The organism is Burkholderia sp. HI2714 (assembly GCF_002223085.1).
Taxonomy (GTDB): domain Bacteria; phylum Pseudomonadota; class Gammaproteobacteria; order Burkholderiales; family Burkholderiaceae; genus Burkholderia; species Burkholderia lata_D.
In genome coordinates, this window is record NZ_NKFM01000027.1 from 143,379 (window position 1) to 167,683 (window position 24,305).

Below are 24,305 nucleotides of genomic sequence, written 5' to 3' on the forward strand. Positions count from 1 at the left end.
TCATGCCCGCATTAGACCAGCACGCGCTCGATCCCGCCATTGTTCGCACGTGCGACATAATCGGCCATCCAGTTCTCGCCGAGCACCTGGCGCGCGATTTCGACCACGATGTAGTCGGCTTCGAGGTTCGCGTCCTCGCTGTAGCGCGACAGGCCCTGCAGGCACGACGGGCAGCTCGTCAGGATCTTCACGTCCGGGCCGTTCGCGGCCGCGGCGGCCGCTGCAGCCGACCCGGACGCGTTGCCGGCCACGACCGGGATGCTGCGCAGCTTCGCGGCCCCCTTGCGGATCTCCTCTTCCTTGCGGAAGCGGACCTGCGTCGAAATGTCCGGGCGCGTGACCGCGAGCGTGCCCGATTCGCCGCAGCAGCGATCGTTCTTCTCGATCTTGTAGCCGTCCTTCTCGGCGCCCATCAGCTCGTTGACGAGCTTCACCGGGTCCATCGTCTTGATCGGCGTGTGGCACGGGTCGTGATACATGTAGCGCGTGCCCGTCACGCCATCGAGCTTCATCCCCTTCTCGAGCAGGAACTCGTGGATGTCGATGATCCGGCAGCCCGGGAAGATCTTGTCGAATTCGTAGCCGGCGAGCTGGTCGTAGCAGGTGCCGCACGACACGACCACCGTCTTGATGTCGAGGTAGTTCAGCGTGTTCGCGACCCGGTGGAACAGCACGCGGTTGTCGGTGACGATCTTCTCCGCCTTGTCGTACTGGCCCGAGCCGCGCTGCGGATAGCCGCAGCACAGGTAGCCCGGCGGCAACACCGTCTGCACGCCGGCTTCCCACAGCATCGCCTGCGTCGCGAGGCCGACCTGCGAGAACAGGCGCTCGGAGCCGCAGCCCGGGAAGTAGAACACCGCTTCCGAATCGACGGTGGTCGACTTCGGATTGCGGATGATCGGCACGATCTTGTTGTCCTCGATGTCGAGCAGCGCGCGCGCCGTCTTCTTCGGCAGGTTGCCCGGCATCTTCTTGTTGACGAAGTGGATCACCTGCTCGACCACGGGCGGCTTGCCGACCGTCGCGGGCGGGTGCTGCGTCTGCTTCGTCACGACCTTCTTCAGCATGTCGTTCGCGAAGCGCTGCACCTTGTAGCCGGCGCCCATCATCACGCTGCGCGCAACGTTGATCGTCTGCGGGTTGGTCGCGTTCAGGAAGAACATGCCCGCCGCATTGCCTGCGTTGAACTTCTTCTTGCCCATCTTGCGCAACAGGTTGCGCATGTTCATCGTGACGTCGCCGAAGTCGATCTTCACCGGGCACGGCGTCGCGCACTTGTGGCACACGGTGCAGTGGTCGGCCACGTCGTTGAACTCGTCCCAGTGCTTGATCGACACGCCGCGGCGCGTCTGTTCCTCGTACAGGAACGCCTCGACCAGCAGCGAGGTTGCAAGGATCTTGTTGCGCGGGCTGTACAGCAGGTTCGCGCGCGGCACGTGGGTCGCGCACACCGGCTTGCACTTGCCGCAGCGCAGGCAGTCCTTCACCGAATCGGCAATCGCGCCGATGTCGGACTGCTTCATGATCAGCGACTCGTACCCCATCAGCCCGAAGCTCGGCGTATAGGCGTTGCGCAGATCGGCGCCTTCGAGCAGCTTGCCCTTGTTGAAGCGGCCGTTCGGGTCGACGCGCTGCTTGTACGCGCGGAATTCGGCGATCTCGTCGTCGGTCAGGAACTCGAGCTTCGTGATGCCGATGCCGTGCTCGCCGGAAATCACGCCGTCGAGCGAACGCGCGAGCGTCATGATGCGTGCGACCGCCGCGTGGGCGTCCTGCAGCATCTCGTAGTTGTCGGAGTTGACCGGCAGGTTGGTGTGGACGTTGCCGTCGCCCGCGTGCATGTGCAGCGCGACGAACACGCGGCCGCGCAGCACCTGCTTGTGGATCGCCTGCGCCTCGTCGAGGATCTGCTTGAACGCGCCGCCGTTGAAGATCGCGCGCAGCTCGGCGCGGATTTCCTGCTTCCACGAGATGCGGACCGTGCGGTCCTGCGTGACGTGGAACACGGTCGCGCCCGGCTGATCGTCCGCGCGATCGGCGAACTTCTCGGCAAGCGCCTCGTAGCCGAGCTGCACGAGGTAGTGCTGCGCCTCGCGCAGCGGCTGGTCGAGCCGGTCGCGCACGAATTCCCAGCGGGCACGCACGCGCTTGAGCAGCTCCAGCGCCTGCTGGACCCGGTCTTCGAGCAGTTCGGCGCTCGGGATCTCGTTCGCGTCGTCGGTCTTGCCGAGCGGCAGGTTGCCGGCACGGAAAAACGCTTCCAGCGCGTCGACGAGTTGCAGCTTGTTCTTCAGCGACAGCTCGATGTTGATCCGCTCGATGCCGTCGGTGTACTCACCCATCCGGTTCAGCGGGATCACGACGTCTTCGTTGATCTTGAACGCGTTCGTGTGCTTCGCGATCGCGGCCGTGCGGCTGCGGTCGAGCCAGAAGCGCTTGCGCGCCTCCGCGCTGACCGCGACGAAGCCTTCGCCGCTCTTGCCGTTCGCCATCCGGATCACTTCGGACGTGGCGTGCGCGACCGCATCGGCATCGTCACCGACGATGTCGCCGATCAGCACCATCTTGGGGAATGAATTGCGCTTGCTCTTGGTCGCGTAGCCGACCGCGCGCAGGTAGCGCTCGTCGAGGTGCTCGAGGCCCGCGAGGATCGCGCCGCCCTGCTTCGACGTTTCGAACAGGTAATCCTTGATCTCGACGATGCTCGGGATCGCCTCGCGCGCCTGGCCGAAGAATTCGAGGCAGACGGTGCGCGTGTGCGCGGGCATCTTGTGCAGCACCCAGCGCGCGGACGTGATGAGCCCGTCGCAGCCTTCCTTCTGCACGCCCGGCAGGCCGGCGAGGAACTTGTCGGTCACGTCCTTGCCGAGCCCTTCCTTGCGGAACCGGCGGCCTTCGATCTCGAGCATCTCGCTCTTCAGCAGCTTCTCGCCCGGCGCGTAGGCGCCGTCGAACCACTTCAGCTCGAAGCGCGCGACCGCGATGTCGTGGATCTTGCCCTGGTTGTGCTCGTGGCGCGTGACTTCGAGCCAGTTGCCGTCCGGGTCGACCATCCGCCACCAGGCCAGGTTGTCGAGCGCGGTGCCCCACAGCACGGCCTTCTTGCCGCCCGCGTTCATCGCGACGTTGCCGCCGATGCACGATGCGTCGAGCGAGGTCGGATCGACCGCGAACACGTAGCCGGCCGCTTCCGCCGCCTCGGTCACGCGGCGCGTGACGACACCCGCGCCGGAGAAGATCGTCGGCACCTTGTGCGCGACGCCCGGCAGCTCGGTCAGCTCGACCGCGCCGAGTTGCTCGAGCTTTTCGGTGTTGATGACGGCGGAGAACGGCGTGAGCGGCACCGCGCCGCCCGTGTAGCCGGTGCCGCCGCCGCGCGGGATCACGGTCAGGCCGAGCTCGAAGCAGGCCTTGATGAGGCCGGCGATCTCGGCTTCGCTATCGGGGGTCAGCACGACGAACGGGTATTCGACACGCCAGTCGGTCGCGTCGGTCACGTGCGACACGCGCGACAGCCCGTCGAAACGGATGTTGTCCTTCTGCGTGCAGCGGCCGAGTGCCTTGGTCGCGCGGCGGCGCAGGTCGGCCATCTTCTCGAATTCGTCGGCGAACTCGTTGACCGCGCGCTGTGCGGCGGTTTCGAGCATCTCGACGCGCGAGGCACGCTCACGGCCCGCGTCGTCGCGGTGCTCGGTGAGGTCCGCGCTGCGGCGCTTGCCGATTTCGGTGAGGCGGTGGTTCAGCGCCTCGATCAGCAGCGCGCGGCGCTTCGGGTTGTCGAGCAGGTCGTCCTGCAGGTACGGGTTGCGGCGCACGACCCAGATGTCGCCGAGCACTTCATACAGCATCCGTGCCGAGCGGCCCGTACGGCGCTCGGCGCGCAGTTCGTCGAGCACCGACCACGCCTCTTCGCCGAGCAGGCGGATCACGATCTCGCGATCCGAGAAGGACGTGTAGTTGTAGGGAATCTCGCGCAAGCGGGGCGCGGGGTCGGAGGCGACGGCAGCGGCCGCGCCATGCGGATCGAAAACTTGTGGTGCGTTCATGTTCGGACGACTCGGAGGGCCGATACACCGTGCACGGGCGTCGGCAAGCGCGTGGGCGCAATCTTGGGGAAATCTGTTCTGTTACCAGGCGCGCGGCTGTCCTTCATGGGGCCGGAGCGGGCGACTCGCCCCTCCTGGCCGGCGACAGGGCCTGGCGGCACTCGGAACGATCAGCACGATCGCGCGCGGCGCGCATGCCGTTCGGCCGCGGGGCAGGCTGCGCGCGGCGTCGGCTTCAACGGTGCGATCCGAGGGTGCCTCTGCATCTTCCGATCCTTGATTCAAAACGGAATTCTAACCCATGATCGGGCCATGCGTGACACGTCGGACAGGTCGTGGGGCTATCCCCGCGAGCCGCGCCAGGCCTGGCTCGGCGCGATTTCATGCGATCATTCGCCGTCCGTCCGGTCGGTAACCGCGCGGTTAAGCCGGTAAAAAAGGCAGCGCGCGCTCGCCGACGCCCCGCCCGCACGGCCCCGCGAGCACCCGCTCGGCATGCCGCTTGCGTGCAGGCAGACCCTTGGCGCTATCATTGATCCTTTACCGTCTGCTTCCGCACTGCACGCGAGCGCCCATGGCATCCCACGATTACCTGAAGAAAATCCTCACCGCGCGCGTCTACGACGTCGCGATCGAGACGGAACTCGAATCCGCCCGCAACCTGTCGGCCCGGCTGCGCAATGCGGTCTACCTGAAGCGCGAGGACAACCAGCCGGTGTTCTCGTTCAAGCTGCGCGGCGCGTACAACAAGATGGCGCACATTCCGTCGGAAGCACTCGCGCGCGGCGTGATTACGGCGTCGGCCGGCAACCACGCGCAGGGTGTCGCGTTCTCGGCGGCGCGGATGGGCGTCAAGGCCGTGATCGTCGTGCCGGTCACGACGCCGCAGGTGAAGGTCGATGCGGTGCGCGCGCACGGCGGCCCGAGCGTCGAGGTGATCCAGGCCGGGGAGTCGTACAGCGACGCGTATGCACACGCGGTCAAGGTGCAGGAAGAGCGCGGCCTCACGTTCGTCCACCCGTTCGACGATCCGTACGTGATCGCCGGCCAGGGCACGATCGCGATGGAAATCTTGCGCCAGCACCAGGGCCCGATCCACGCGATCTTCGTGCCGATCGGCGGCGGCGGGCTCGCGTCCGGCGTCGCGGCCTACGTGAAGGCGGTGCGCCCGGAGATCAAGGTGATCGGCGTGCAGGCCGAGGATTCGTGCGCGATGGCGCAGTCGCTGGAAGCCGGCAAGCGCGTCGAGCTGAGCGAGGTCGGCCTGTTCGCGGACGGCACCGCCGTGAAGCTGGTCGGCGAGGAAACCTTCCGGCTCTGCAGCGAATACCTCGACGGCGTCGTGACGGTGAACACCGACGCACTGTGCGCAGCGATCAAGGACGTCTTTCAAGATACGCGCAGCGTGCTCGAACCGTCCGGCGCGCTCGCGGTCGCGGGCGCGAAGCTCTATGCGGAACGCGAAGGCATCGAGAACCAGACGCTCGTCGCGGTCACGTCCGGCGCGAACATGAACTTCGACCGGATGCGCTTCGTCGCCGAGCGCGCGGAAGTGGGTGAAGCGCGCGAAGCCGTGTTCGCGGTCACGATCCCCGAGGAGCGCGGCAGCTTCAAGCGCTTCTGCTCGCTCGTCGGCGACCGCAACGTCACCGAGTTCAACTACCGGATCGCCGATGCGCAGGCCGCACACATCTTCGTCGGCGTGCAGATCAAGCGCCGCGGCGAATCGGCCGAGATCGCCGCGAACTTCGAATCGCACGGCTTCAAGAGCGTCGACCTGACGCATGACGAGCTGTCGAAGGAACACATCCGCTACATGGTGGGCGGCCGTTCGCCGCTCGCGCTCGACGAGCGCCTGTTCCGCTTCGAATTCCCGGAGCGGCCGGGCGCGCTGATGAAGTTCCTGTCGTCGATGGCGCCGGACTGGAACATCAGCCTGTTCCACTATCGTAACCAGGGCGCGGACTACAGCTCGATCCTCGTGGGGCTGCAGGTGCCGCAGGCCGATCACGCCGAATTCGAACGCTTCCTCGCGGCACTCGGCTATCCGTATGTCGAGGAGAGCGCCAACCCGGCTTACCGCCTCTTCCTGTCGTAAAGGCGTCACGCATGAATCCCGAACATTCCCCGCTCGGCAAGGCCACCGTCTACGCCGCCCAGTACGACGCGTCGCTGCTGTTCCCGATCCCGCGCGCCGGCGCGCGCGAGCAGCTCGGCATCACGTCGGCGCTGCCGTTCTTCGGCACCGACATCTGGAACGCGTACGAACTGTCGTGGCTCAACGCGCGCGGCAAGCCGCAGATCGCGGTCGCGACGTTCTACGTGCCGGCCGAATCGCCGAACATCGTCGAATCGAAGTCGTTCAAGCTGTATCTCGGCTCGTTCGCGCAGACGAAGTTCGATTCGGTCGACGCGGTGCGCGACGCGCTGAAGCGCGACGTGTCGGCCGCGTGCGGCGCGACCGTGTCCGTGCAGCTCGTGTCGCCGCACGATTTCGGCAAGCTCGAGATGGACGAGCTCGACGGGCTGTCGCTCGACCGGCTCGACCTCGACACCGACGTGTACGAACCCGATCCGTCGCTGCTGTCGGCCGCTGAAGACGAAGCGCCGGTCGAGGAGACGCTCGTGTCCGACCTGCTGCGCTCGAACTGCCCGGTCACCGGCCAGCCCGACTGGGGCAGCGTGCAGATCCACTACGTCGGGCCGCAGATCGATCACGCGGGCCTGCTGCGCTACATCATCTCGTTCCGCAATCACACGGGCTTTCACGAGCAGTGCGTCGAGCGGATCTTCCTCGACATCCTGCACGCGTGCAAACCGGTGAAGCTCGCGGTGTACGCACGCTATACGCGTCGTGGCGGGCTCGACATCAACCCGTTCCGCACCAACTACAACCAGCCGATGCCGGACAACGCGCGCAACGCGCGGCAGTGACGGCGGCGGGGGGCCGCGGTTCGCAGTTGGCAACGCGCGGCGGTACCCCCTGATAAAACGGCCCGACCGGGCCGTTTTTCATTGCGCGGAGAAACGCGGCCGGCCCACGGTCAACCTTTCACCGGCCGCTCCGGAAGAAGCTCCACCAAACGCAACAGATAGCCGTCGGGATCCTGCACCAGCATCTCGACCTGGCCATGCTCGATCTCGCCCTCCCGATACCAGGACGTGCGCGGCTCGACGAACAGCGTCACGCCCGCGGCGCGAATCCTGTCGAGGATCGGATCGAGCGCCTCGACCTCGATCTGAAAATTGATCCCGCGCCCGAACGGCGGTTCCAGCGGGCCGGTCAACCAGCCCTCCGGGCTGTGCTGCTCGAGCATCAGCTGAGCGCCCCCGATCTCGAGATAGGCGAACCCGTCTTCCGGACGCTCGAAGCGAATCCGGAATCCGAGCACGTCGCGATAGAAGCGAATGCTTCCGGCAAGGTCCGAGCAAATCAGCTCCGGCACCAGCGCGGCCCATTCCATGCACATCCTCCCCGTATGGTCATGCGGCACCTTACATGAACGGACGGGATGCGTTGCGACGGTTGCGGCCTCGGGAACACAGCCCCACCGGTCGACCCGTACCCCGCACATGAAAAAACGGGCCCGGCGCACGTGAATGCACCGGGCCCGTTGCGTAGCGGCTCGCCGTGGCGGCGTTACTTCGCCGGCGCCTTGTACGCGATGCAGTCGACCTCGACCTTGCAGTCGATGACCATGCTCGACTGCACGCACGCGCGTGCCGGCGGATGCTCACCGAAGTACGAAATGAACACCTTGTTGAACGACGCGAAATCGCGCGCGTCGTCGAGCCACACGCCGCAGCGCACGACGTGCTCGAGGCCGTAGCCGGCTTCCTTCAGGATCGCGATCACGTTCTCGATCGTCTGCTTCGACTGCGTGACGATGCCGCCTTCGACGACCTCGCCGTTCACCATCGGCGTCTGGCCCGACACGTACAGCCAGCCGTCGGCTTCGACCGCGCGTGCGAACGGCATCACCTGGCCGCCCGCGCCCTTCGCTTCGCCTACGCCATATCGCTTCATCGTTTCACTCCTTGTTTCGGTTACGGATGCGCGCACCGACGACGGCGCGCGCGGCAGATCGGACAACCACCGCGTTCAGAACGCGGCGTCGGCACTCGCCGGCATGCGCTCGCCGCGGGCGACGAAGCCGCCGGCGCGCTCGCCGGTCGGCTGGCCGTTTTCATAAGTGAGCACGCCGTTCACCCACACGGCATCGATCCCGTGCGCGGGCTGCTGCGGCTTCTCGAACGTCGCGGCATCGATCACGCTCGCCGGATCGAACAACACGAGATCCGCGTGGTAGCCCACGTGCACCTCGCCGCGCCGTGCGATCCCGTAGCGGCGCGCGGACAGCGACGTCATCTTGCGGATCGCCTCTTCGAGCGGCAGCAGGTTCGTGTCGCGCACGTAGTGGCCGAGCACGCGCGGGAACGCGCCCCACAGCCGCGGGTGCGGCAGCGGATCGTTCGGCAGGCCGTCGGAGCCGACCATCGTCGCGGGATGCGACAGGATCCGGCGCACGTCGTCCTCGGACATGTTGTGGTACACGGCGCCCGCCGGGCGGATGCGCTGCGCGGCCTCCTGCTCGGTCACGCCCCACTCGGCCGCGATCGCCTTCAGCAGCTTGCCCGCCACTTCCGGGTGCGGCTCGGACCACGTGATCGTGATGTCGATGTCGCCCGTCACCTGCTTCAGGTCGAGCGTCGACGAGCTGCGGCTGTACGGATAGCAGTCGCAGCCGACCGGCTGGTAGCGGCGCGCGCCCTCGAGCGACGCGAGCACTTCGGTGCTGCGCCCCCAGTTCGACGGGCCCGCGCACTTCAGGTGCGAAATCACGACCGGCACGCGTGCATGGCGGCCCACCTGGTACGCCTCTTCCATCGCATCGAGGATCGCGTCGAACTCGGTGCGCATGTGCGTGGTGTACAGCGCGCCCGCATGTGCGAGCGGCTCGGCGAGCGCCATCACTTCCTCGGCCGGCGCCGCGAACGCGGAGCCGTATGCGAGACCCGACGACAGGCCGAGCGCGCCGTTCGCGAGCGCCTCCTCGAGTTGCGCGCGCATGCCGGCGATCTCGCCGTCGGTCGCCGCGCGGTCGAGGCGGTCCATCTGGTTGTTGCGCAGCGCCGTGTGGCCGACGAGCGCCGCGACGTTCACGGCCGGACGCGCGCCGTTCACGGCCGCGACGTAGTCGGCGAAGGTCGGGTACTGGAACGCACCGCGCTCGCCGAGCAGGTTCATCGGATCGGGCGGATCGCCCGCGAGCGTCACCGGCGACGCGCTGATCCCGCAGTTGCCGACGATCACGGTCGTCACGCCCTGCGAGATCTTCGGGATCATCTCCGGTGCGCGGATCACGTGCGTGTCGTCGTGCGTGTGCACGTCGACGAAGCCCGGCGCGAGCGCGCGGCCGTTCGCATCGATGACGTTCTCGGCAAGCCAGTTCGACAGGTTGCCGATCGCCGCGATCAGGCCGTTGCGGATCGCGACGTCGCGCGTGACGGGCGGCGCGCCGGTACCGTCGTAAAGCTGCGCGCCGACGATCAGCGTATCGGCGGCTTCGGGATGCGAATGCATGGTCAGTCTCCTACCGGTTGACGGTCTCCGCCGCCGCGATGCGCATCGAGCGCGTGCTTGATGCGACGCAGCGATTCTCGGCCCGCATCGCCGAGCCGCAATGCGACTCCGGTGACGAGCACGTCGATCGCCATCATCATCGCGTAGCGCGATGTCGACGGCTTGTAAATGAAATCGGTTTCGAACGCGACGACCGGGATCAGGTGGTCGGCCAGCTTCGCGAGCGGCGACGCCGGCGCGGTGATCGCGATCAGCTTCGCGCCGTAGCGCTTCGCGAGCCGGCAGCTCTCGAGCAGCTCGGGCACGCGGCCGCTCACCGACAGCGCGACGACGACGGTGTCGCGCGACAGCGTCGCGGCCACCATCCGCTGCAGCACGCTGTCCTGGTAGCTCGCGACCGGCCGGCCGAAGCGCACCAGCCGGAAGCGCAGCTCGTCGGCGAGCGCGGTCGAGCCGCCACCCTGCCCGTACACGTAGGTCATCTTCGCGGCGGCGAGCAGGTCGGCGGCTGCCTCGAACGACGTATTGCGCAGCAACTGATGGTTGTGCGCGAGCGCGACGCGGATCTCGTCGTAGACCATCGACGCGGGGCTCGTGTCATCGGCCGGCGCGTCGTCGGACGGCACCAGAAAGCGCTGGCCGACGGCCGCCGCCTGCGCGACGAGCACCTTCAGTTCGCGCACGTCGCGGCAGCCGACCGCTTTCGCGAAACGCGTGACCGTCGCGACGCTGACCTCCGCGTCGCGTGCAAGCGCGCCGATGCTGGCATGCGCGGCGCGCGCCAGGTCGGCGAGGATGAAGGCCGCGACCTTGCGCTCGGCTTCGCGCAGCTCGGGCGCACATTCGGCGATCCGCGCGACGATGTCGAGCACCGGCTGAACGGCCTGCGCCGGATGAAGCTCGGCTGCGAGCGGGGCGGACGGGGTGGCGGGCGTATTCATCTGCAAAAAGGGGGCGAAGCTCGAGGGTGCGAAGCTCGATGTTACTAAATAACATCACCGCGCCGATGCTACTTTCTGTACCATCGGCGTGTCAACTTCAATGCAATGCATAGTGATGATGGAGCGGGATGACATGAAAGTTACAAACTATCAGGAAGCGACGATTGATCCGTTCGGCAAGGGCCTCGGCAATCTGCCGAGCGCGAGCGTGCCGCTCGGCGACGCAGGCCGCCTCGAGTGGAACCTGCTTGCGGAAGACGTCAGCCTGCCGGCCGCCGTGCTTTACGAGGACCGCATCGAACACAACCTGAACTGGATGCAGGCCTTCGTCCAGAAGTACGGCGTCAAGTTTGCGCCGCACGGCAAGACGACGATGGCGCCGCAACTGTTCCGCCGCCAGCTCGACGCCGGCGCGTGGGGCATCACGCTCGCGACCGCGCACCAGACGCAGGCCGCGTATCACGGCGGCGTGCGGCGCGTGCTGCTCGCGAACCAGCTGGTCGGCCGCCAGAACATGACGATCATCGCCGGGCTGCTGTCCGATCCCGACTTCGAATTCTTCTGTCTCGTCGATTCGGCGGAAAGCGTCGACCAGCTCGGCCGCTTCTTCGGTGCGCTGAAGAAGCCGCTGAACGTGCTGCTCGAACTCGGCGTGCCGGGCGGCCGCGCGGGCGTGCGCGATGCCGCGCAACGCGAGGCCGTGCTCGCCGCGATCGCGCGCTATCCGGACACGCTGAAGCTGGCCGGTATCGAACTCTACGAAGGCGTGCTGAAGGAGGAAGGCGAGATCCGCACGTTCCTGCAGGAAGCGGTCGCGCTCACGCGCGAGCTGGCCGAAGCAGGCCGCTTCGCGCGTACGCCGGCGATCCTGTCCGGCGCCGGTTCGGCGTGGTACGACGTGGTCGCGGAGGAATTCGCGAAGGCGTCGAACGCCGGCTTCGCGGAAGTCGTGCTGCGTCCGGGCTGCTACCTGACGCACGATGTCGGCATCTACAAGAAGGCGCAGACCGACGTGTTCGCGCGCAACCCGATCGCACGCACGATGGGCGAAGGGCTGCTGCCCGCGCTGCAGCTGTGGGCCTACGTGCAGTCGGTGCCGGAGGCGGATCGCGCGATCGTCGCGCTCGGCAAGCGCGACGCGGCGTTCGACGCGGGGCTGCCCGAGCCGGCGCGCCACTTCCGCCCGGGCCGCGACACCGCGCCGCGCGACGTCGCCGCCGCCGAAGGCTGGGCCGTCACCGGGATGATGGACCAGCACGCGTACCTGCAGATCCCGCCGGGCGCGGACGTGAAAGTGGGTGACATGGTCGCGTTCGACATCTCGCACCCGTGCCTGACGTTCGACAAGTGGCGCCAGGTGCTCGTGCTCGATCCGCAGTTCAATGTGACGGAAGTCGTCGAAACCTTCTTCTGACGCCCGTCGCGCACATCGTGCACAACCGCCCCGCCGCTCGCGCGGGGCGGCCGTCACGCGCGCTTCAAGCGGCCGGAGTACACTGCGCTTTCGTCCTCGGGGCCCCAGGCGGGCGTTGCACTTGCCTGTCGCGCGGGCCCTCAACGCAGCTCCACTGGAGAAAGCCATGGCCGCGAAGAAGATCCTGTTCCTGACCGGCGATTTCGCCGAAGACTACGAAACGATGGTGCCGTTCCAGGCGCTGCAGGCCGTCGGCCACCACGTCGATGCAGTCTGCCCGGGCAAGCGCGCGGGCGACAAGATCAAGACTGCGATCCATGATTTCGAGGGCGACCAGACCTACACCGAGAAGCCCGGCCACCAGTTCACGCTGAACGCGGCGTTCGACGACGTCGACGCATCGCGCTACGACGCGCTCGCGATCGCGGGCGGCCGCGCGCCCGAATACCTGCGACTCGATCCGAAGGTGATCTCGCTCGTGCGCGAGTTTGCCGAAGCCGGCAAGCCGATCGCCGCGATCTGCCACGCGGCGCAACTGCTCGCGGCGGCCGACGTGATCCGCGGCAAGCGCATCTCGGCCTACCCGGCGTGCGCGCCCGAAGTGAAGCTCGCGGGCGGCGAATACGCGGACATCCCGGTCGACGCGGCCGTGACCGACGCGCCGTTCGTCACCGCGCCCGCGTGGCCCGCGCATCCGGCCTGGCTCGCGCAGTTCCTCGCGCTGCTGGGCACGCGCATCGAGCTTTGAACCTGAAGTGAATTGAGATGAGATGAAGGGCCGGGCCGGCGGCGAGTTCGCGCCGCCCTGCCCTGCGCTTCAGCGCGCGGCCGGCGTCGAGCCGACGTCCGCGATCCGCGACTCCAGCATCGCCAGCGCGGCCGACAGTGCATTCAGCACGTCGTCCGGCAGTTGCGCCATCGTCTGATCCAGAAACGCCTTGCGGCGCGGCAGGCATGCGTCGAATGCGGCGCGGCCGTCGTCCGTCAGCGTCACGTTGGTCACGCGATTGTCGCGTGCGTCGGATTCACGCTGGATCCAGCCGAGCGCGTCGAGCGACTTCAACTGGCGCGTGAGCGCGCCCGGATCGACGCGCAGCACTTCGACGAGCTTCTTCTGCGACGCATGCCCGCCCATCGTGTGCAACGCGACCATGATGCGCCAGCGCGGCATCGGCTGCCCGACCTGCGCCTCGAACGCGGTCATGAACGCGCGATACGTGCGTCCGAATTGCTGCAAGATCGCGACGCGGTCCTGTTCTTCCATGCGCTCAGTTCTACTCGTTCAATCGTTCAGTCGGCCGCGACATGCGGTTCGATCTTGCGCCGCAGCGCGATCGGCGGCACGCGGCGGCACTGCCACACCGACACCACGGCGATGACGGCTGCCATCGCGACGCCCAGGTGAATCGCGCTGACGAGCGATTCGCGGGCCGCTTCGAGCAGCAGCGCGCCATTATGCCCGGCACGCGTCAGCTCCGCGACCAGGCCGCCCTGCGCGGCGCGATCGATCAGGATCTGCGGATCGGCGAGCTGCGCATGCCACTGCATCGCGTGGTCGGCCGACAGCGCCTCGCGCACGCCGCCCGAATACATCTGGTTGACGAGCGTGCCGGTCAGCGCGGTGCCGATCATCCCGCCGACCATCCGCAGCGACTGCAGCAGCGCGGTCGCGATGCCGAGGTGCTCGCGGCCGGCCGTCTGCTGCGCGAACACGGTGAGGTTCGGCAGCACGAAGCCGAGCCCGATGCCGCCCGCGACCATCAGCGCCATCAGCACCCACTTCGGCGTCGTATGCGTCGACACGACGATGCCCGCGCAGGTGATCGCGAACAGCACGAAGCCGACGTGCAGCATCGCGTTCGGGTTGCGGATACGCGTGACGACCCGGCCGTTCATGATGCTGCCGATCGTGATGAACACGACGAGCGGCGTGATCACGAGCCCCGCCTCCTTCGGCGACATCCCGAACCCGCCCTGGAACAGCAGCGGCGCGTAGAACAGCAGCGAGAACATCGAGAAGCCGGCGAGGATCGCCAGCACGAAGAGCGCCGACAGCGCGCGGTTGCCGAACATGTCGAACGGCAAGATCGGCTGCGCGCAACCCTTCTCCCAGCGCCACAGGCCGAAACCGGCCGCGACCGCGACGACGAGCAGCAGCGACGCCCAGCTCGCGACGCCGTACTTCGGCAGCCATTCGACGAACAGCTGCAGCGCGCCGAGCGACAGCGCGATCAGCAGCGCGCCCGGCCAGTCGAGCCGCATCTTGCGATCGTGCTCGACGTGGCGCAGGTGCGGCAGGTAGCGCCACACGAACAGCAGCGACAGCAGGCCGACCGGCAGGTTCACGTAGAACACCGAACGCCAGCCGAACGACTGGGTCAGCACGCCGCCGAGCGACGGGCCGACCGCGTTCGCGATGCCGAACGCGGAGCTCATCAGCACCTGCCAGCGCAGCCGCACGACGGAATCGGGAAACAGGTCGGGAATGCACGCGAACGCGGTGCCGACCAGCATCCCGCCGCCGATCCCCTGCAGCCCGCGCGCGAGCACGAGCATCAGCATGTCGTTCGCCATCCCGCACAGCACGGACGCGCCGGTGAACACGACGATCGACGCGATGACGAACGGCTTGCGGCCGTAATAGTCGCCGAGCCGGCCGAAGATCGGCACCGTGATCACGGAACTGAGCAGGTACGAGGTCGCAACCCACGCGTACAGGTCGAAACCGCGAAGCTCGGCGACGATGGTCGGCAACGCGGTGCCGACGACGGTCTGGTCGAGCGCGACCAGCATGGTGACAAATGAGATCCCGATCATCGCCAGCAGCGATTCACGGAACGGCAGGACTTGCCCGCTCGAATGGTGGGCGGCAGTATGGACGGCCATTTTTTTGTTGGCGCAACTTTTGACGAGTCAAACAATCTCAAAATTCTAGCATGCCGGAGTAATCTAGGCCGGCGACGGTCAAACCGAACCAGACCGCCAAGGAGAAAGATGGAACCGATTTCAATCACCCCCGCGACCCCGCTGTCTCAGGAGGATCGGGACGCGCTGTGGCGCGCGAAGCAGGTGCTGGAAAGCCCGTCGCTGACGATGAAGCTGACGGGCATGCTCGGCGCGCCGGTCGAGAAAATGATCGCCCGGCTGCCGGATTTCGCGACCGGCAAGATCAACGACGCGACGCAGCTCGCGCTGCGCAAGTGCCTGAACATCGCGCTGCGCACGCTCGGCAAGCCGCCCGGGCCGGACGCCGAACCCGACAAGCCGAGCAACCTGCTGCACAAGCTCGCGGTTGCGACGACCGGCGCGGCGGGCGGCGCGTTCGGCTTTCTCGCGCTGCCGGTCGAGCTGCCGGTGACGACGACGCTGATCTTCCGCTCGGTGTGCGACATCGCGCGCAGCGAGGGTGAAGACCTGGGCTCGGTCGATACGCAGCTGCAATGCCTGGCCGTGCTCGGCATGGGCGGCAACCCGGACAAGCAGGAAGAGGACGCCGATCTCGGCTATTTCGTGCTGCGCGGCGCGCTCGCGCAGGCGATCTCGAAGGCCTCGTCGGACATCACGACGAAGGGTATCGCCGCGCACAGCTCGGCGGCCGTGTTCAAGCTCGTGCAGACGGTGGCGTCGCGCTTCTCGGTGCAGGTGACCGAGCAGATGGCCGCGAAGTCGATTCCGGCGATCGGCGCCGTGCTCGGCGCGACCGTCAATACGCTGTTCATCGACCACTTCCAGCAGATGGCGCACGGCCACTTCACCGTGCGCCGGCTCGAGCGCAAGTACGGCTCGGTGGCCGTCAAGGCCGCCTATCAGGCGATCGACGCCTCGCCGGCGCGCTGAACCGCGCGTTCGACCGCGACGCGGCGCAGGAACGCGGCCGCGCGGTCGAGCGCGTCACGCGCTTCCGGCACCATCGGCGCGTACAGCTGCCACACGTGCGGCATGTCCGGCCACACCTCGATCTCCACCGCGACCCCGGCCGCCTTTGCCTTCTCGGCGACGCGGCGCGAATCGTCGAGCAGCACCTCGGTGCTGCCGACCTGGATATACAGCGGCGGCAAGCCCGCGAAATCCGCATAGAGCGGCGATGCGTACGGATTCGTGCCCGGCTCGTCACCGAGGTACAGCTTCGCGGCCTTCGGCAGCGCCGCGCCCGCGAACATCGGATCGGCGCCGTCGTTCGTGCGCAGCGTCGCGCCGGTGGCGGCCAGGTCGGTCCACGGCGAGAACAGGATCGCGCCGGCCGGCAGCGGCTCGCCGCGGTCGCGCAGCGCGACGAGCGTCGCGAGCGCGACGCCGCCGCCCGCCGAATCGCCGCCGAGCACGATCGACTCGGGCGGTGTGCCGAGCGCCAGCAGTTGCCGGTACGCGGCCAGCGCATCGTCGAGCGCGGCCGGGAAGCGGTTCTCGGGCGCCAGCCGGTAGTCGAGCGAGAACGCGCGCACGCCCGCGCGCTTCGTCAGGCCGAACACGAGCGGACGGTGGGTCTTCGTCGAACAGAAGTAGTAGCCGCCGCCGTGGAAGTACAGCAGCGTGCGGCCAGGCCCGCGGCCCGCAACCGAGTCGGTGCGTTCGAGCCACTCGCCGCGCAGCGGCGCGTCGCCCGGGCCATAGCACTGGCGCAGCCGGTAGCCCGACGGCGCACGGCGCGGCACGACCATCCGCAAGTCGGTAAAGCGCCGTGCGCGGGCGGGATCGAGCACCTCGCGCGTGGTCTCGGGCCGGAACTGCCAGCGCAGCAGCCAGCAGGCGAACTTGCTTTGCCAACTCATCGGACGCACTCCGTAATCACAGTGTGACGATGGTACGTGCGATCGCTCCCGCACCGCTCGACAGGTGCCTCTACATCAAACGCCGGCGCTCAGTTCGCCGGCATCACCTGGCCGCGGATCTCGCCGGCCGGGTGTTCCTTCGTGTGGACGTTGAAGTACCACTTGCCGCCCATCAGGTCGGTGACCTGCGCGTCGGTGAGTTCCTTCGAGCCCTTGATCGGGCTCGCCAGTTCCTCCTTCGGAATCGGCACCTGCACGCCCGCGTTCTGGCCGACCGGCGCCGGCCCGTGGAAGTGCGCGGCGGTGGCCGGCCCCGTGAGGTGTTCGTAAGAGACCTTCCACTGCAGCATATGCGTGGCCGTGTCGTAGGTGGCCTCGACGTCGCCCGAGCCCTTGGTCGCCGTGGGCGGCACTTCACTCGACGGCTGGAGATTGGCGGACAGGCGCACCGTTTCGGCGGCGGCGCTGCCGGCGGCCAGCACGCCCGCGAGTAACGCGACCTGGAGCAAACGCAGCTTGAGCATGGACTCTCCTTGTACGACGTTGTACGCCGCCCGAGCGGGGGCGCCAGATAGGATGGTAGTCGATCGCCGCCGGTCCGGGAGTCCACCGAACGGCCATGCAGCGAATCGCCGCACCGCGCCCGGCCGGCCCGCTCGCGCGGCGCACGACGCATCAGTCTGCATCAACCTGGAATGGACCTTTGCAGCCGGATGACTGAATCGGCGCGCGGCCTTTCGCTACACTTCGTCTCACAGTTGCTTGTTTCCTTCGTCCGAAGGAGTCTGCGAGTATTCACGCGGCCGCCCGGCCGCGTTTTTTTTGCGCACGCCGCCGTCGGATCCAGTTCATGCCGTATCAGGCATGACGAAGCGACAGCCCCGCTTCACGTCACGCGCGATAGCCCGGATCGATGCGATCGACGATCCGCTGCAGCGCGTCGAACGCGTCCTGCCCCGCGCCATGCTTCGGATCGAAATTCAGCGAATCGCGCACGCACCCTTCGAGCACCGGCGGCGCGATCGGCAGCGCGTCGCCGATCGCATGCGTGGCGACCTGCACCTCACATGCACGATTGAGCAGCCACATCAGCGAGAACGTCTGCGCAAGCGTTGCGCCGATCGTCACGGGCCCATGGTTGCGCAACAGCAGCACCGGCCGCCCGCCTGCACTTTCGACGATGCGCCGCCCCTCTTCGAGATGCACGGTGATGCCCTCGAAGTCGTGATACGCGATCTTCCCGTACAGCTGCGCCGAATAGAAATTGGAGAACGACAGCCCGTCGCGCGAACAGCACACGGCCATCGTCGGCGTCGTATGCACGTGCATCACGCAGTGCGCATCGGGCAGCGCCGCATGGATCGCGCTGTGGAACGTGAAGCCGGCCGGGTTGATCGGCCAGTCGGAATGACCGATCACGTTGCCGTCGATGTCGATCTTCACGAGGTTCGACGCGCACACCTCGCGGTAATGGAGCCCGAACGGATTGATCAGGAAATGACCGTCCTCGCCTGGCACGCGCAGCGAGATATGGTTGTAGATCAGCTCGGTCCAGCCGAGATGATCGAAGATGCGGTAAGCGGCCGCGAGCTGCACGCGCGCCTGCCATTCGGCTTCGGAGAAGCGCGCGGGGCGCGTGAACGGCTGGTTCGGGACACGTTGCATGGGGGAACTCCGGTTGCGACGGCGCGCGGCCACGGCGAGCGGCGGTGCGCATCGTCCATCGTCTGCCGGCGCCGTTCCGACCCGCATTGTGCGAGCGGCCCGGCGGCGCCCTTCACGATTCATATATCGTTGCGCGCACAACCTTATCATCTTTCCCTGCGCACCGGTATCGCGGGTTTTGCCGGGGCCGTTGCCGCCCTTACAACTGGTCGTCGACCGGCAGCAGCGTGAAGATGCCCGTCATCACGTTGCGCAGCAGCCCCGCATGCGGGTCGACGTGATAGGTGGCGGCCTGACCGCCTTCGGTGCCCGTCCATTCGAGCGCGGGCGGGCTGCCGTCGGTCCGCTTCGCGAGCGTGACGCGGTAGCTTTCGTCCGGCTGCGTCACACGCGCGAAGATCGCCGCGGCCTGCTGCGCGAGCACCGGGCTGTGGATCACGAGCGCGAGCTCGGTGTTCAGGTGCGCGGAGCGCGGGTCGAGGTTCAGCGAGCCGATCACGAGGATTTGCCGGTCGATCACGTACGCCTTCGCATGCAGGCTCGCGCGCGAGCGCGAACCGAACAGTCGCGCGGGCTGCTGGTCCGGCTGCGACTTGAATTCGTACAGCTCGACGCCGCGCTGCAGCAACGGCACGCGATACGGCGCATAGCCGGCCTGCACCGCGACCGCGTCGGTCGCCGCGAGCGAGTTCGTCACGATCGCGACGCGCACGCCGCGCGCGGCCGTATCCCCTAGGATCTTCACGCCGGCGTCGTGCGGCACGAAGTACGGCGAAAACGCGAGGAATTCCTTCTGTGCGCCGCGCATCAGCTCGGCCAGGCGCTGCATCGGCGGGCTCACGTACGTGTCGGTCGGCCGCGCGATCTTGGTCGGCGCATCGACCTTGAATTCGGCCGGCGCCCATACGAGTTCGAGTTCGTCGCGCGCGATCTGCCGGGCAAGCGGCGTCGCGTTCAGCGGCTTCGCGTTGTACGGATCGGCGTTCTTGCGCCAGTGATCGCGCAGCTCGTCGCGCATCGTGTCGAGATCCTTCGGATCGAACGTCTGCTGATTCAGCACGCGCAGCGGGTAGCTGCTCGCGCTCGCCCAGTATTCGTCGAAGCTCTTCGAGATGTCGCTCGTCACGGGGCCGGCCGCCAGCACGTCGAGATCGCGGAACTGCAGTGTCGGGCTCGCACTGAAGTATTCGTCGCCGAGATTGCGGCCGCCGACGATCGCGAGCTGGTTGTCCGCGATCATCGCCTTGTTGTGCATCCGGCGCGTGAAGCTGTCGATCCGCGTGAAGAAGTTGGCCGTGCGCTCGACCATGCCGCGCTGCGATGCGCCGAACGGGTTGAACACGCGGATCTCGATGTTCTGGTGCGTGTTGAGCGCGGCCATCACGCGGTCGATATCGTGGAAGTTCAGGTCGTCGACCAGCATCCGCACGCGCACGCCGCGATCGGCCGCGTACAGCGCCGCGGCGAGCAGCAGCTTGCCGGTCGTGTCCTCGGTCGCGATGTAGTACTGCATGTCGAGCGTCTTCGTCGCCGCCCGCGCGAGCGCGATGCGCATCTGCAGCGCGGTGGCGCCATCGGCCAGCAGCCGGAAGCCCGACTGCCCCGGATGCGCGGCTTCCGGCGCGGCTAGCGCATCGCGCAACGGTGTCGCGGTATCGGCCGACAACGCGTGGGAGACGGGGCGATCGAGCGAGGTGGCGGGCGGATGCGTCGCGCACGCGGCGAGCGGCAGCAGCGCGCAGACGACCAGCGCGCGGGCCTGGCGGCATGCGGCGCGCCACGACAGCGCGGCCGGTGCGCGCCGGATCAAAGAGGTGAACACGGAAACTTCCTCGACTGGCGGAACAAAAGGCCCGCATGCGCCGCGGCGCGCGGCTGGCGCGCGGTTCCGGCCGATTCTAGTGGGCGCCCGATGAACCGGTCAATCGCGCGGGGCGGCGCCGGCCGCTTCGAACCGCCGGCGTGCCGCCGACTGCCGGGCATCGATGCCCCGCCGCGCCGGAAGCGGCCGCGGGATGGGCCACGCGCCAAGGTGGTCCAACCAATCTCAGGCGCCATCGCCACTGCGCTCGAAATGGCTGCGCACATAGTCGATATGCGTCTGCATCGCGGTGCGCGCCTCCTCGGGCCGTTGCGCGCAGATCGCGTCGCACACGACGCGGTGCTGCAGCAACAGCAGCTCGGACGCCTGCTCGTCGTGCGTCGTCATGCCCGCCACGTTGATCGAGATGTGCTCGCGCAGCATCCCGATCACGCTCGTATGCAGGTGCAGGAACATCGTGTTGTGCGACGCGAGCGCAATCGCCTCGTGCAGCTTCGCGTCGGTCGCGGCTTCGACTGCCGCTGCGCCGTTCGCGTGCGCGGTTTCGAGCTCGCGCAGCAGCGCACGGATCCGGCGCCGGTCGTTCGCATCGGCGCGCAGCGCGGCGAAATACGCGGTGGCGCCTTCGAGCACGCGGCGGAACTCGAGGATGTCGTCGCGCAGCGCCGGGTGATCGGCGACCAGCTGGCCCCACGGCGACGCGATACCGGCACGCAACTGGTCCGTCACGTAGACGCCCGCGCCGCGCCGGCTCTGCAGCAGCCCGCGCGCGACGAGCCGCTGGGTCGCCTCGCGCACCGTATTGCGTGCGACGCCGTATTCCTGCGCGAGCACGCGCTCGGCCGGCAGGCGCGCGCCGGCCGGCCAGGTGCCGTCGAGCAGCGCCGTCTCGATCTTGCGCATCACCACTTCGGTCCGGCCCCGTGCCGTCATCGCTGCCATCGTCGCGTCTCCCTGCGAAATGCCCGCCGCGCCGATTGGCCCAACCAATTTGAGCTGCGGCGCCGTCGCGGGAATTATGCAGCGAAATCGTCGTCCCGCATCCGCATGCCGGGCCGTCGCTTCTGGAGCGAGACATGAATCCAAGGCAGTACCCCGCCGCCGTCCCCGTGCACGTCTATCTGTTCGCGACCTGCCTGGTCGACCTGTTCGTCCCCGAAGCCGGGCTCGACGCGGTCCGCCTGCTGGAACGCGAAGGCCTGACCGTCCACTATCCGCGCGGCCAGAGCTGCTGCGGGCAGCCGGCCTATAGCAGCGGCAACCCCGACGAGGCGCGCCGCGTCGCGGCCGCGCAGCTCGACCTGTTCGCCGAACCGTGGCCCGTGATCGTGCCGTCCGGCTCGTGCGGCGGGATGATCCGGCACCATTGGCCGGCGCTGTTCGCCGACGATCTCGTCCACGGCCCCAAGGCCCGCGCGATCGCGGAACGGACCTACGAACTCACCGAATTCCTCGTACACGTGCTCGACGTGCGGCTCGATGCGCTCGCCGCGCCGGCCGGCGCCGACGAGCGCGTGGTGCTGCACACGTCGTGCGCGGCGCGGCGCGAGATGGGCACACGCGTGCACGGCGTCGCGCTCGTCGACGCGCTGCCGGGCGTGACGCGCATCGAACACGAACGCGAATCCGAATGCTGCGGCTTCGGCGGCACGTTCTCGCTAAAGCATCCCGACATCTCCGGCGCGATGGTACGCGACAAGGTCGCGTCGGCCTGCGCGACGGGCTGCGACCGGCTCGTGTCCGCCGACTGCGGCTGCCTGCTGAACATCGGCCACGCGGCCAACCAATCCGGCGCGCCGCTGCCCGTCGAACACCTCGCCAGCTTCCTGTGGCGGCGCACGTCCGGCGCCGCATCGCTGCGCGGAGACAAGCGATGAGCGCGCGCGACGCAATCCTCCAGCGGCTGCGCGCCGCCGCTCCGGGTGTCGCCGCCGAGGCCGCCCCCGCGCTCGACGCGCGCATCGATACGCATTACGACACGCGCCGCGCGCTGACCGGAACCGGACACGATCCGCACACGCTTGCCCTCACGATGCAGGCCGCGCTCACCGCGTCGCACGCAGACGTCTGGTGCGCGACCGGCGACGAATGGCCCGCGCAGCTCGCCGCGCGGCTCGCCGAGGCCGGCGTGCGCCGCCTGCTGCTCGACCCGGCCCGCGCCGAATCCGCGGCGCTCGCCCGCGCTTTGCCCGACACGGTCGCGCCGGTGCCGTTCGACCGGCCGATCGACGCGTGGAAGACCGAACTGTTCGACACGATCGACGCGGGCTTCACCGTTGCGCGCTCGGGCATCGCGGCCACCGGCACCGTCGTGCTCGCACCCGATGCCGGCACACCGCGCATGGTGTCGCTGGTGCCGCCGCTGCACGTCGCGCTCGTCCACGCGAGCACGCTGCATCCCGACCTGCACGCGGCAGTACACGCGGAGCGCTGGCAGGCCGGCATGCCGACCAACCTCGTGCTGGTATCGGGCCCGTCGAAGACCTCCGACATCCAGCAGACGCTCGCCTATGGTGCGCACGGCCCGCGCCGCCTGTGGGTCGTGATCGTCACCGATACGGCAGCCGCCGGCCCGGCCGCCACCGCCCGCGAGGACTTCCCGCAATGAGCGACCACACACTGCAATTCGTCGCCCCCGGCGACTTCAAGACCCGCGCGCATGCCGCGCTCGACGATCCCGCGCTGCGCAAGAGCTTTCGTGGCGCGATGGACTTCCTGCAGGGCAAGCGCGCCACGCAGTTCCCCGACGACACCGAGCTGCAGCAGCTGCGCGACCTCGGCGAAGCGGTGCGGCAACACGCGCTCGCGCAGTTGCCCGTGTTGCTCGAACGGCTGGAGACGAAGCTCACCGAAGCCGGCGTGCACGTGCACTGGGCCGAGACGGCCGCCGATGCGAACGCGATCGTGCTCGGCATCGCGCAGGCGAAGAAGGCGCGCCGCGTGATCAAGGGCAAGTCGATGGCGAGCGAGGAAATCGAGCTGAACCACTCCCTCGCGGAGCACGGCGTCGACTGCATCGAATCCGACATGGGCGAATTCATCGTGCAGCTCGCGGGCGAGAAGCCGTCGCATATCGTGATGCCCGCGATCCACAAGACGCGCGGCGACATCGCCGAGCTGTTCGAAGAGCACATCCCCGGCACGCGCTACACCGAGGACGTCGACGAGCTGATCCAGACCGGCCGGCGCGCGCTGCGCCGCGCGTTCGCCGAGGCGGACATCGGCCTGTCCGGCGTGAACTTCGCGGCGGCCGACACGGGCACGCTGTGGCTGGTCGAGAACGAAGGCAACGGCCGCCTGTCGACGACGGTACCCGACACGCACGTCGCGATCATGGGGATCGAGAAGGTCGTCGAGAAACTCGAGCACATCGTGCCGCTGTCGAGCCTGCTCACGCGCTCGGCCACCGGCCAGGCGATCACGACCTACTTCAACCTGATCTCGGGCCCGCGCCGCGACGGCGAACGCGACGGTCCGCGCGAGCTGCATCTCGTGCTGCTCGACAACGGGCGCACGCAGGCCTACGCGGACGAGCAGCTGCGCGCGACGCTGCAGTGCATCCGCTGCGGCGCGTGCATGAACCACTGCCCCGTCTATACGCGCATCGGCGGCCACGCATACGGCACGACCTACCCGGGCCCGATCGGCAAGATCATCTCGCCGCACCTGCTCGGCCTCGACGCGACGGCCGACCTGCCGACCGCATCGACGCTGTGCGGCGCCTGCGGCGAGGTGTGCCCGGTGCGGATTCCGATCCCCCAGCTGCTCGTGCGGCTGCGCACCGAGGCGAACCGCAAGCCCGACGAACCCGTCGCGCATCCGCTGCGCGGCCAGGGCGCGAACTACAACCGCGCGGAAGACCTCGTGTGGCGCTTCTGGTCGGGTGCGTTTGCGCATCCACGTGCGTACCGCGCGTTCCGCTGGACCGCGACGCGGCTGCGTGCGCTGACGCCGGCAAAACAGATGGGCTGGACGCAGCACCGCACGCCGCTCGAACCGGCGCCGCGCAGCCTGTCCGACTTGCTGCGCGCACGCGGCCAGCCCGAATAGCCGTTTCGTTTCTC

The 24,305-nt window shown here is 68.1% G+C and carries 20 protein-coding genes; 8 read left to right on the plus strand and 12 right to left on the minus strand.

The annotated features are described in order from the left end of the window. Positions 1 to 11 precede the first annotated feature (11 nt). Positions 12 to 4,046 (minus strand): DUF3683 domain-containing protein, encoded by a 4,035-nt coding sequence (locus tag CFB82_RS15320; protein ID WP_089484564.1) that lies wholly within the window; start codon positions 4,044 to 4,046, stop codon positions 12 to 14. A gap of 574 nt (positions 4,047 to 4,620) precedes the next feature. Here CFB82_RS15320 and ilvA point away from each other — a divergent pair. Together ilvA and queF are read left to right on the plus strand one after the other, a co-directional pair. Further along, positions 4,621 to 6,144, plus strand: coding sequence for a threonine ammonia-lyase, biosynthetic (gene ilvA, locus CFB82_RS15330; RefSeq protein ID WP_089484566.1), 1,524 nt, complete (start codon positions 4,621 to 4,623; stop codon positions 6,142 to 6,144). An 11-nt stretch (positions 6,145 to 6,155) separates the two neighbouring features. Continuing rightward, positions 6,156 to 6,980, plus strand: a complete 825-nt coding sequence (gene queF / locus CFB82_RS15335) for an NADPH-dependent 7-cyano-7-deazaguanine reductase QueF (RefSeq protein WP_089484567.1) — start codon at positions 6,156 to 6,158, stop codon at positions 6,978 to 6,980. A gap of 110 nt (positions 6,981 to 7,090) precedes the next feature. On the opposite strand, the gene CFB82_RS15340 is transcribed toward queF, so the two are convergent. From CFB82_RS15340 to CFB82_RS15355, 4 genes are all read right to left on the minus strand, one after another. After that, entirely contained in the window at positions 7,091 to 7,510 is a 420-nt protein-coding gene (locus tag CFB82_RS15340; protein ID WP_089484568.1) for a bleomycin resistance protein, read from the minus strand. A 176-nt stretch (positions 7,511 to 7,686) separates the two neighbouring features. Further along, complete coding sequence (locus CFB82_RS15345) at positions 7,687 to 8,073, minus strand: RidA family protein (protein ID WP_089484569.1); 387 nt, start codon at positions 8,071 to 8,073, stop codon at positions 7,687 to 7,689. A gap of 75 nt (positions 8,074 to 8,148) precedes the next feature. Beyond that, positions 8,149 to 9,630 (minus strand): N-acyl-D-amino-acid deacylase family protein, encoded by a 1,482-nt coding sequence (locus CFB82_RS15350; protein WP_089484570.1) that lies wholly within the window; start codon positions 9,628 to 9,630, stop codon positions 8,149 to 8,151. A gap of 2 nt (positions 9,631 to 9,632) precedes the next feature. After that, complete coding sequence (locus tag CFB82_RS15355) at positions 9,633 to 10,571, minus strand: MurR/RpiR family transcriptional regulator (protein WP_089484571.1); 939 nt, start codon at positions 10,569 to 10,571, stop codon at positions 9,633 to 9,635. 133 nt (positions 10,572 to 10,704) lie between these two features. On the opposite strand from CFB82_RS15355, the gene CFB82_RS15360 reads away from it, so the two are divergent. Both CFB82_RS15360 and CFB82_RS15365 read left to right on the plus strand, forming a co-directional pair. Then, positions 10,705 to 11,985 (plus strand): amino acid deaminase, encoded by a 1,281-nt coding sequence (locus CFB82_RS15360; RefSeq protein ID WP_089446393.1) that lies wholly within the window; start codon positions 10,705 to 10,707, stop codon positions 11,983 to 11,985. Positions 11,986 to 12,151: 166 nt separating this feature from the next. Next, positions 12,152 to 12,733, plus strand: coding sequence for a DJ-1/PfpI family protein (locus CFB82_RS15365; RefSeq protein ID WP_021161332.1), 582 nt, complete (start codon positions 12,152 to 12,154; stop codon positions 12,731 to 12,733). A gap of 69 nt (positions 12,734 to 12,802) precedes the next feature. Here the strand turns inward: CFB82_RS15365 and CFB82_RS15370 are convergent, their stop codons facing one another. Beyond that, positions 12,803 to 13,249: a MarR family winged helix-turn-helix transcriptional regulator gene (locus tag CFB82_RS15370; RefSeq protein ID WP_069248842.1), complete on the minus strand. Its 447-nt coding sequence runs from the start codon at positions 13,247 to 13,249 to the stop codon at positions 12,803 to 12,805. 26 nt (positions 13,250 to 13,275) lie between these two features. After that, on the minus strand, positions 13,276 to 14,871 hold the full coding sequence (locus CFB82_RS15375; RefSeq protein ID WP_089484572.1) for an MDR family MFS transporter: 1,596 nt from the start codon (positions 14,869 to 14,871) through the stop codon (positions 13,276 to 13,278). 108 nt (positions 14,872 to 14,979) lie between these two features. Between CFB82_RS15375 and CFB82_RS15380 the strand changes: the two genes are divergently transcribed. Next, positions 14,980 to 15,822 (plus strand): EcsC family protein, encoded by an 843-nt coding sequence (locus CFB82_RS15380; protein WP_089446396.1) that lies wholly within the window; start codon positions 14,980 to 14,982, stop codon positions 15,820 to 15,822. Here CFB82_RS15380 and CFB82_RS15385 read toward each other — a convergent pair. From CFB82_RS15385 to CFB82_RS15405, 5 genes are all read right to left on the minus strand, one after another. Continuing rightward, positions 15,792 to 16,754, minus strand: coding sequence for an alpha/beta hydrolase (locus CFB82_RS15385; RefSeq protein ID WP_089484573.1), 963 nt, complete (start codon positions 16,752 to 16,754; stop codon positions 15,792 to 15,794). The genes CFB82_RS15380 and CFB82_RS15385 overlap by 31 nt on opposite strands. An 89-nt stretch (positions 16,755 to 16,843) precedes the next feature. Beyond that, positions 16,844 to 17,278: a CHRD domain-containing protein gene (locus tag CFB82_RS15390; protein ID WP_069248846.1), complete on the minus strand. Its 435-nt coding sequence runs from the start codon at positions 17,276 to 17,278 to the stop codon at positions 16,844 to 16,846. Positions 17,279 to 17,645: 367 nt separating this feature from the next. Continuing rightward, positions 17,646 to 18,419, minus strand: a complete 774-nt coding sequence (locus tag CFB82_RS15395; protein ID WP_006497398.1) for a class II aldolase/adducin family protein — start codon at positions 18,417 to 18,419, stop codon at positions 17,646 to 17,648. A gap of 199 nt (positions 18,420 to 18,618) precedes the next feature. Next, positions 18,619 to 20,241: a phospholipase D family protein gene (locus CFB82_RS15400; protein WP_089484574.1), complete on the minus strand. Its 1,623-nt coding sequence runs from the start codon at positions 20,239 to 20,241 to the stop codon at positions 18,619 to 18,621. 225 nt (positions 20,242 to 20,466) lie between these two features. Beyond that, complete coding sequence (locus tag CFB82_RS15405; protein ID WP_069248848.1) at positions 20,467 to 21,183, minus strand: FadR/GntR family transcriptional regulator; 717 nt, start codon at positions 21,181 to 21,183, stop codon at positions 20,467 to 20,469. A gap of 134 nt (positions 21,184 to 21,317) precedes the next feature. Between CFB82_RS15405 and CFB82_RS15410 the strand changes: the two genes are divergently transcribed. The 3 genes from CFB82_RS15410 to CFB82_RS15420 are packed head-to-tail and all read left to right on the plus strand — an operon-like array spanning position 21,318 to position 24,291. After that, a complete protein-coding gene (locus tag CFB82_RS15410) occupies positions 21,318 to 22,118 on the plus strand; it encodes a (Fe-S)-binding protein (protein ID WP_089484575.1) in 801 nt (266 codons plus the stop codon). After that, entirely contained in the window at positions 22,115 to 22,849 is a 735-nt protein-coding gene (locus CFB82_RS15415; RefSeq protein ID WP_089484576.1) for a LutC/YkgG family protein, read from the plus strand. The genes CFB82_RS15410 and CFB82_RS15415 overlap by 4 nt, the downstream gene beginning before the upstream one ends. Further along, positions 22,846 to 24,291, plus strand: coding sequence for a LutB/LldF family L-lactate oxidation iron-sulfur protein (locus CFB82_RS15420; RefSeq protein ID WP_089484577.1), 1,446 nt, complete (start codon positions 22,846 to 22,848; stop codon positions 24,289 to 24,291). The genes CFB82_RS15415 and CFB82_RS15420 overlap by 4 nt, the downstream gene beginning before the upstream one ends. Positions 24,292 to 24,305: the final 14 nt, after the last annotated feature.